Genomic DNA, 10,286 nt, shown 5'->3' with positions numbered 1-10,286 from the left:
GTTAACATCCCAGGCGACATAATTTGAGCCAGATGTTAAGTGTCAGGTTAGTACAAACGCTCGGCCAAACCACTGCCGCGTTTACACTGGCGTTGTAGGCAAATAGACAAAGCTTGCTCATCGCTATAAAGACTAAATGTTTTTCTAGATCGGGTCAGGCCGGTATAAAGTAGCTCCCGACTTAACAATCGCCCCTGAGAACGGGTTTCAACTCTGGGCAAACATAGATACACGTGCTCGAATTCCGAGCCTTGGCTTTTATGGATGGTCATAGCATACACAGTCTCATGGGGTGGCAACCGGGAGGGCAACACGCCCCTTAAGCTGCCTTGGGCCGTGACAAACCATACCTTATATAACAAACTTTGCTCGGGATCCTGGAGCACTATGCCAATATCACCATTATACAGACCCAGGCTATGATCGTTTTGATTGAGCATCACCGGGCGACCGGGATAAAAATCCCGGGAGCTGTCAATCATTCCCTGTTTTTGCAGCTCAGCTTCCACTAAAGCGTTTATATGATGCACCCCCCAAGGGGCATTTTTTTGGGCGCATAACACTTGTTGGTGCTGTAATTTTGCAAAGACAGCCAAACGTTGGGTTTCAGTTTTCGCTTGCTCCAGGGCCCGAAAATAGTCTTGGTAACCCGGCAACAATTTAGCTACCAATAGTTTGGGATCCGCGGTTTTGTACCACTGTACATCCATCACCTGCTCATCAGTATACAATGTTTTGGCCTGGCGAAGCTGGCCGGCATTGATAGTCCGTGCCAGGCGCCCAATGCCGCTTTTTTCGCTGAAACGGTAACTTTTATGCAACAAGGCCAAGCTGTTGCTGATCAGTTGTTGGTTAGGCGGCGTAATAAAGTCGCGCTCACATAAGGCGGATAATTTGTTCACCAATCGATGAGAATAAGGCGGGGCTTGGTTATGCACCGTTGTTGTGGATTGCAAGGCCGCCACACACATATCCGACAATACGCTACCGGCCTCCACCGATGCCAACTGGTCCTTGTCTCCTAACAACACAATTTGGGCACGATCTGGCAGGGCAGCAAAAAGTTTGGCCATTAACGGCAAGTCGACCATAGAAGCTTCGTCAACTATCAATACATCAAGGTGCAGCGGATGTTGCTGGTTGAATTTGAAAAAAGGACTGTTAGGGATAGTGCCTAACAGGCGATGAATAGTGCTGCACTGGCTAGGCAAGCCAGTCTGCAATATATCCGGCAAATTAGCTTTAGCTGCGGTGATAGATTGGCTCAGGCGTGCGGCAGCTTTGCCTGTCGGTGCCGCTAACTTGATATTGATACGTTTTCCTTTGGCCCGTGCCAAGCCTTGCAATAATGCCATCAGGCGGATCACTGTGGTGGTTTTGCCTGTACCCGGGCCACCGGTGATCATACTCACCTTCTGACTAGCAGCCAAACACACCGCCACTTTTTGCCAGTCGGGCGCCCCCTGCTCTGGGCAGGTATTATGGGCAAACAACTGCCCCAGTAATTGACGGCCAACTGTCATATCCAGCTCATGTTGCTGGGCAGTAAAATGATTGATTTTAGCCGCCAGTTGAACTTCATATTGCCAATAACGCTGCAAGTAGAACTTGCCACCATCTAACACCAATGGGCGATCGCAGGTTTCGAGTGTAAGATTTAGTCTGCTATCATCAACCGCCACACACCGGGCTTGGCTAAACTGGAGCAACAATTCATTGACCGGCGGAAAGCGAAAATATGGTAGGAATGGTTGACCCAGGCGCTCAACGGGTAAACAACTGTCTTGTTCCCCCAAACGCATACTTAAATACGCCGCCAAGACGGCAATATTATGCGAATTTTGCGTTTCCTGGCTAGCAATAAACTCCCCAAAGGCTAAATCTAGGGGGCGAATTTTGCCTTTATCTAACAGCAACTGTAACGTCTGTTGAGCCGTCATCTGATTTGAGTCGGGCAAACCAGTATTTGTGTCGAGCACTACCATAAATTTAACTGACCTTGTTGGGCTGGTTTTTGTGTGGCATCTACTGTTGTTGTCGGCTCATTGGTATAATGACCTGCAAACAATGTGTCTAAACCTTCAATCAAATTCTTCGGGGGCAATACGTGATAGATCCCCCTGGCCGGCGCAGCACTGCTCATTCCCCGCAAGAATAAATAATAAGCCCCACCAATATGGGTATCGTAATGATAGTCCGCCAGTTTAGTGCCTAACCAGCGGTGCAGTGCCAGAGTATATAAGATAGCTTGCAGATGATAATCATGTTCAGTCATGCCTTTCTCTAACACATCGGGGGTGTATTGGTCCAAACTGTCTCCCAGATGGTTAGATTTATAATCCGCCACATAAAACTTACCGGCAAACTCAAAGGTTAAATCGATATACCCCTTTAACATGCCATGAAGCTGTTCAAACAGATATTGATGCTGACGCTGGGGATAATACTTATTAAGCAATTCATTAAACTGCCTGGCGTGAACATTGCGCAAAGGCAGGTGAAATTCCATTTCCACCAGCACCTGAGTCTTATTTAGCTGAGCCAAACTGAGTGTGGCGGTCTCGGTTTCTGTACTAAAAGGCGCACGTAAAATATCAGCCAACCAGGAATCCAAGGCGGGATACCATATCTCATCAATACCATACCATTTACCTTGCTGGTCTATAGCTTGGGATAACTGCGCCGGCTGCTGAAAGTCAATATTCTCCAGTACTCCATGCAAAAACGAGCCAGCCTGGGGGCCTCTGGCAAAAGTGAATTGGTTGAGTTTCTCTAGGAGTAGCTCAGGCTGTTCATTTGGCTCTTCTGTATGTGTTTCAAGAGTAATGGCAGTCTCTTGGCTTGACTGATCAGTAAAAGCTTCACTCAGGTCAATTTTATCCATTCCTTCGTCCAAACCCGGGGCCATAAACTCATGGTGTTGCTGACTACTAATGGCTGAATAACTGGTTAAACGCCACTGCCGGTAAACCGGCTTGGGCAACGTCGCGAATTGCCACTGTCCGGCGTCAAGCTCTGAGCATGTTGCTTGTTGCGGGGAAATTTTTGTCTGAATAGGGGTATTAAACTCACTCACCGTGTCGCCAGTAAAGGGGCAGTAGGCGACATCAAAATGCTGTTGTAAATCCGTTAAGCGTTTGGCAATTAGTGAATCACTAATCTGATCGCTGGTTTTGAACAGTACCCTGCCCAAGGCGGTTTGCAATAACTGGGATTCGTTTTTGCGCTGGGTATGGGCATTATTCCAAATACCCACAAAGCAGTAATGCACAGCTCGTGTCAGGGCGACGTATAACAATCTAATATCTTCTGCTAAACGTTCATGATCCGCCAGTTGCAACTGATTGTTATCGCCGACAAAATCCACTACTAGCCCTTGTTCTGGGTGGTGATATATGGCGTCTTTGGCCGCCCGGTAACGACTGGCAAACGGAATAAACACCAGGGGGAACTCCAAACCTTTACTGGTGTGCTGGGTAATGATCTGCACCAGGTTTTCTTCGGTTTCCAAACGAATTTGCTGGCCTTCATTGTTATGATCCGGCTCGGCCAAACGCTCCTCAAACCAGTGTAATAACTGACTCTGGCCAGACATCATCTGATTTTGTACTTGGAGTAACTCAATCAAGTGACGTAAATCCGTTAGGCGACGCTGACCATCTGCATAGTGTTTAACCAGTTTTTCTGCCACGCCAAAATGGCGTAATAACAAATTTACCGCCATCATCAAACCATGTCGCTGCCATTGGTGCTGCCAATATACAAACTGTTCAACTAATTGCTGCCAATCCAGTTCATGATTAAATAAAGCGTCCAGCTCCAGGGCATCATAACTAAACAACTCGCTGGCCAAAGCAGCGCGTAATAAACGGTCATTACCCGGGTTCCCCAGGGCTTGCAAAATGGCAAAAAGATCTACTGCAGTTTGACTGGCGAATACGCTTTTACGCGCGAGAAATACGCTGTCCACGGCGTATACAGCGAGCGCTTGTTTGACGGCATCCGCTTCGTTTCTGTCCCGCACCAGTACACAACAATCACCAGCTGTTAATAACCGCCCCGCTATTATGCTGTGGCCATTTTCGGCGCCTATCAACAATTGTGCAATCTGTCCTGCGGTGCGCTGAGCTAAAATACGCAGAGCCTCTGTCCAGCCAATCGGTCGTCCGTTGGTTGTCTCCAAATGATGAAATTGCAAACAAGCCATTGGCTGCTCGGACACCACCAAAGCAGCACCTTGCTCGACACTTTGCACCCCGTGAAAGGGGATGTTTTTTTCAAATAAAAACCCAGCTTCACTTTGGCTAAACATAGCGTTGACGGCCTCCACCAAGGCTGGCTGGGAACGCCAGTTGGTGCCAAGGGTAAATTGCCGCTGTGCACTTATTCGTTGTTTGGCCTGAATATAAGTGAATATATCCGCCCCACGAAAGGCATAAATTGCTTGTTTAGGATCCCCTATTGCCACCCAGCAAGGTGGCCTGGCATGGTACAGGTGATTATAGATCAGGTGAAAAATCTCAAACTGAATGGCATCGGTGTCCTGAAACTCATCAATCAGGGCCACGGGATAACCCTGTTGAATAGCCTTGGCAAGTTGATGCTCAGACTCATCTAGCTTTGCCTGCTCGGCCAGAGCCTGGTGTAAATTGGCTAATAAATCATCCGGTGACAACAACTGCAGACGCTGTTTGTTGAGAGTCAGGTTGTGGGCACAGTGCGCCAACGCATCCTGGCTGTATGCCCGCAGCAAAGTTTCGCTGCTGGCTTTTTGCAGACCGACCAAGACCTCGAAACGTGAAAAATCCAAAACCGATAAGTCTTTTGAGGCTTTTTTCCTCGCCGCCTGGATTTTATCAGGGGTAAAGGCAGCCCAGGGATCCTTATCAAAATCAGGCTCATAGGCAACGCTTGCACAAAAAGCCTGCATGTCATGAATGATTTTCAGTTTACCTAGTTTGGTATTGCCTTTTAAATCCGCTTCAATCAGTTGGCGGGCCACGTCGTTATTCAGCCACCAGCGTTTGAGTTCGTCCACTGCCGCTAAATAACGCTCAGTGGCACTGTGTGCATCGGTTTTGGATACCTGATTTAACGGGCGGACCTTGCGATACAACAAGGTTTTCAAACTATTGAGCAGATGCCCTGGGGCCGCCCAAGTTTTTAACAACAGGCTTAAAATGGCAGGGGGTAATGGCACGATCTTGCTGCGCCAATAATCTTCTACGGCCAGTTTTAACCACTGGGATTCATCGAGGATCAGGCTTTGTTCGTATAACGCGCCACTTTCGAAAGCGTGTTGGGTTAACATTCGTTGGCAAAAGCCATGAATGGTAAACACCGCCGCTTCGTCCATTTGTTTGCTGGCCAATAATAAACGCTGACAATCCTGTTCGCGGTTAGCGCTGCGTTCAATCAAGTACTGAATAAAATCATCACCACTATGCCCGGCATAAAAATCCAGATAAGCGGTACGTAGACGCTGGCGGATACGTTGTTTTAATTCAGCGGTGGCAGCATTGGTAAAAGTCACCACTAAAATCTGTTCCACACTTGCAGGCGGGCATTCATCGCCAAGTAATAAACGCAAATACAAATTTACTATGGTGTAGGTTTTACCGGTTCCCGCACTGGCTTCAATTAATGATGAGCCGCTAAGGGGAAAGGTGCGAGTATCAAGAGGGATCATGTCTCAGCCTCCTGTTTGGCAAATAAACCCGCCAGCAGGGCTTCGCTGAGCGCACTAAACTCGGCGAAATGTCTGTCCAAATCCCCATAAGCACGATGAATATGCGGCTCAGCGCCCTCACCTGCGATAAAGCTGCTGCCATTAAACACTTGCAGTGTTTTATTTTTATCCCCTGAGCTTAACCATGCCCAGGCACTTTTGGGAAAAAACGGCAGGATTTTATGCTGGCCCTGTAGCCAATAAAATACAAACAGCGCTAATTGCTGGCGTGCATCTTCCTGGTCCATAGCCGCAATGCTAAAATGCTGTTTATCTCCCACCCCCACAAAATGGGCGTTTTTATTGCTGGCTACCGAGCCATTGGCACATAAAGCAAGCCATGTGAGCCATAATCTAAGGTTATCATTACCCCGAATTTTGCCGGCTCGCCACAGTACCAGATTGCCGTCAAACAGCTTATCTACCCAGCCGGTTAACATGAATAATTTACCTAGAGACGCCTCTAGGCCTTCCCTCTTTGGCTCCAGGGAAGGAAGGTTAATTTCCAGCGCTACTTCTACCCGCTTGGGCGGATTATCGCCGATTAAAGAAATGAGCGTATTTGAAAGCTCTTTCGCTTGTTTTTCAAGAGGCTGCAAACTTAACGGTCCGGTGTTGCCCATAGGTAATTTACCTTCGGCCATTAACCTGGATTGCCAATCATCTTGTTGGGTCAGCACTAAACGTTCATTTAATTTAAAACGGTCAAGGGCATTAAATTCAAACGGCTCTTCGTCCGTCAATGCGTGACCAATGCCATTCATGCGGGTTTGCCAACGCTGATTAAAAAAGGCTTTGGCGGGATTATTAAAAAATTCGATAAGCTCATCCAACTCAAGCGTATCCAAAGCGGTATCACCTTCAATAGCAGGTAATGAGCGAGGGAAAAACTCTTTGCCTTGCGCCCCTTTTTCTTTGTTACTGGCCTGCTGCTTGGCTAACTCAAGCCATTGTTGCTGATAGCTCAACTGGAATACGTTAGATTCAAGACTTGTTTTAAAATATCGTGCATGAAATGGCTGCAAGGCGTGTTCGGTAAACACATGTTGCCACCAGTTATTCTCCGTTTCCCTAACCGCTAGTTGCTCGTCACCAATCAGGCAAAAACATTGCATGGTGTATTCGAGTAATTCACTGAGCAAAATAGAAGGACTACGGGGTGAGTTATCCTTTACGCTATACCCCTGATAGCTCAGATAAAGCTGCTCGCGCGCGGATAATATGGCTTCCAAAAACAGATATCGGTCATCCAGACGCCGGGAACGATCACCCCGTCGGGCCTTTCCGTGGCGCATCAGGTCGAACCCCATAGGCACCACCTGGCGTGGATAATCGCCATCGTTCAATCCCAATATACACACTACCTTAAATGGCACACTTCGCATGGGCATCAGGGTACAAAAATTAACATAGCCGGCTAAAAATCGTTGCCCCACACCTTTTAATGCTAAATTTTGCTCCAGCTCTGCAGCAAAAATGTCCTGTTCGATTGCACCTGCAAATTGTTCTTTGTGGTTCAGCATTTGTTCCAGTGATTGGCGCAGTTGCAGTAAATAACGTTGTTCTTCATCTTCGGCCAAATAAAGTGCTTCAATGAAATCCAACGCCCCTGTTACTTTTGCGCCGATGCTGTCTGTGCTTTGACAGAATGTCAGGGCGGCACAGAGTTGCTGACAAAATAGATAAAATTTGCCCAGGGCTATAGCTTGCTGGCCTTCGATATCAGCATAAGGGGCAATCAGCTGTTGTTCAGTCTGAAACAGCTGCTCCCCCCCCATGGCATAACCCATCAACAAACGCTGCAGACCAAATAACCAGGTATTCTGGGATTGTAGGGGCACGTCCCAGCGGGCTTTATCCTGACCGTCCCATCCCCAACGCACACCGGCGTTAGTAAACCACACATTGAGCAATTCAAATTCTGTAGCCGTTAAATCGAACTTGCACTGAATGGCGGGTACTTCACATAGCGCCAAAACATCAGATAAGGTCAAACGGCTGTGATGCAAAGACATCAATTGGATAAAGCTATTTAATAACGGCGATTCTTGCTCAACATTACGATCCGAGATGGCGTAAGGGATGGCCAAAGCTGATTCCATACCGCCAAACACGCCATCGATGATGGGTGCATAACTGGCCACGTCGGGCATCATAACAATCACATCACCCGGATGCCAACTTGGATTTGCAGCAAATAAATGCAGCAATTGATCGTGCAGCACTTCAAGCTCTCGAACCTTAGAATGACAAGCATGCACTTGCACGGAATGATCACGTCCGGCAATGCTAATTTTGGGATATTTATGCCCATTACTTAATAACTCATCCGCAGCAAGTGTTTCGCCACTGCCCCGGTACTGCAGCTCCAGTACTTCATGTTGGATATGCTCGAGGGTGTTGACGGGGGGAATGTCAATAAAGGCATCATGCTGCTCGATATCCAGATTAAGTAACATATCCTGGTAATCCCGGCCCAACTTACCCCAGGACGCTAACAGCGGATTACCCACCAATAGGTAATCTTCCATGCCAGGCAGTGGCTCATTGTCGTCAACGGCGCCGGACTGACCAAGTTGGTTTTTAAGCAAGGTTTTGGCATCGACTATATCCCCCCAATAATGTTGGCTGGGGTTGAACCAAAAGATGATCACCTCCCGCGTATTGGCTAATGCGGCAAGTATTTCCAACTGTTGCAGGGGCATCGCCGACAAACCAAATACAAACAAAGGTTTACTATGTTCGGGTCCGTCCACTTCTTGCGTTAACTTGGCGAGTAATAACTGGTGTAAATTAGCCCTATGATAGGGCGACTCTTGCAAGTTTGCGGCAAATTCTACCAACTGGCGCCACAAAACCGGCTGCCAGGGCTGCTGGCTCACATCTGTATCATCCAGTATATTTTCACCTTGCTCCCAGGCTAAAATCCACTCGGGACGATAGACCAGATACTGGTCGTAAATATCTGCAATTTTATGGCACAACTGGTATAGCTTTAAGGGCTGTTTGTCACTCAGATAGTGTTCGATATCCGTAAATTCTGGTTGCTTAAGCATACCGGGCAAAACGCTCATCAACTTCCAGGTCATGTTGTCTTTAGTAAACGCCGATTGTTCCGGTAAATCAGTGATATGTTGACGATACAGCTGCCAAATAAAACTCGATGGCAAGGGGAAATCGAGATTGGCAGCCACCCCCATTGCTTCACCAATTTCAATTTTTAACCACTGGGCCATGCCGGGGCTTTGCACCAAAATACTGTCCGCATTAAAAATATGTTCAATATTGCCGGTGTGCTGTTGCAGCCAGCCAATTAAATACGCTGCAAGATTTTCCATCTTGTTTGACTGTACTAGATGTAACATGGCCGATCATTATCCATAGGAGCAGGCCTGGCAGTGTAACAAAGATCTTTGGAATAAAACCATTGTTGTTTGTCGCCTCTGCTCCCTACGCCGTTGATAAATTTCTTATTCTTCAGTTAATTAGGACTAGCCGTGAATTTATTTATAGCCTCAACCAAATGACTATACTGATGGTTTACCACGTCCCAAAGACAATTTTAATAACGGAGCCAGGAACAGATGAAGCGTAAAAAATATCAGGCACAGCTTAGCAAACTGCAAATTGAACTTGTGTGTCTGCAGGAATGGATCCAGCAACAGGGTTTAAGGGTGGTAGTGGTCTTTGAAGGCAGAGATGCCGCTGGAAAAGGCGGTGTGATAAAAGCTATATCACGTCGCCTGAATCCCAGAGTGGTCAAGGTCACTGCTTTGGGTAAACCCTCTGACCGGGAGAAAACCCAATGGTATTTTCAGCGCTATGTCTCTAATCTACCCGCTGCAGGTGAAATGGTATTGTTCGATCGCAGTTGGTACAACCGGGCCGGGGTGGAGAACGTCATGGGCTTTTGCAGTGAAGCTGAATATCAGGACTTTTTATTGGCTTGTCCGGAATTTGAACAGATGTTGATCCGTTCGGGGATCGTTTTAATCAAATACTGGTTAGCGGTGTCGGACGAAAAACAGGAACAGCGTTTCATTGAGCGTTTAAATAACCCACTCAAACGCTGGAAATTTTCTGATATGGATTTAATTTCCCGCAGTAAATGGACTGAGTATTCAAAAGCAAAAGATGTAATGTTTGAGCACACAGACACCAATATCAGTCCCTGGAATGTACTTGATGCGGATCATAAAAAAAGTGCGCGCCTTAATTGCATCGCACACTTATTGCAGCAAATTCCTTATCAGAAAATCCACCATAAATCGGTAGAATTACCCGAAATAGACAAAAGCGCTTATCGTCGCCGCGCCAAACATAAACAACGCTTTGTACCAAAAGACTATTAGTCGGCCGGGAGCCAAATTGACTGAATAGGCATTAGCAAGTCGCCAAATTAGGATCACTAATCACACTAGAACATAAACCCGACAAAAATCTAATGTTTGGCGATTTGATCGAATTCCATCTAACGAGTAACGGGCAAATCCCCACAGATCTGCTGCTTGTGTTTTACCCAAGGCAAGCCTAAATTAAATAACTGACCAGTTAGTTA

Annotated in this window: 4 protein-coding genes; 1 reads left to right on the top strand and 3 read right to left on the bottom strand. The window is 47.0% G+C overall.

Features of this window, described 5'->3' with window-relative positions:
- Positions 1–47 precede the first annotated feature (47 nt).
- The 3 genes from recD to recC are packed head-to-tail and all read right to left on the bottom strand — an operon-like array spanning position 48 to position 9,093.
- Positions 48–1,985, bottom strand: a complete 1,938-nt coding sequence (gene recD, locus AC3RV5_RS09635) for an exodeoxyribonuclease V subunit alpha (RefSeq protein WP_489731705.1) — start codon at positions 1,983–1,985, stop codon at positions 48–50.
- Positions 1,979–5,689, bottom strand: a complete 3,711-nt coding sequence (gene recB, locus AC3RV5_RS09630) for an exodeoxyribonuclease V subunit beta (protein ID WP_489731704.1) — start codon at positions 5,687–5,689, stop codon at positions 1,979–1,981. Before recB ends, recD begins: the two co-directional genes overlap by 7 nt.
- Positions 5,686–9,093, bottom strand: a complete 3,408-nt coding sequence (gene recC / locus AC3RV5_RS09625) for an exodeoxyribonuclease V subunit gamma (protein ID WP_489731703.1) — start codon at positions 9,091–9,093, stop codon at positions 5,686–5,688. The genes recB and recC overlap by 4 nt, the downstream gene beginning before the upstream one ends.
- 219 nt (positions 9,094–9,312) lie before the next feature.
- Here recC and ppk2 point away from each other — a divergent pair, with 219 nt between their 5' ends.
- A complete protein-coding gene (ppk2, locus tag AC3RV5_RS09620; RefSeq protein ID WP_489731702.1) occupies positions 9,313–10,080 on the top strand; it encodes a polyphosphate kinase 2 in 768 nt (255 codons plus the stop codon).
- Positions 10,081–10,286: the final 206 nt, after the last annotated feature.

The organism is Paraglaciecola sp. IT1134, from assembly GCF_058068185.1.
The sequence above is the reverse complement of the archived record's forward strand: the minus strand, read 5'-3'. Positions and strand labels throughout refer to the sequence as shown.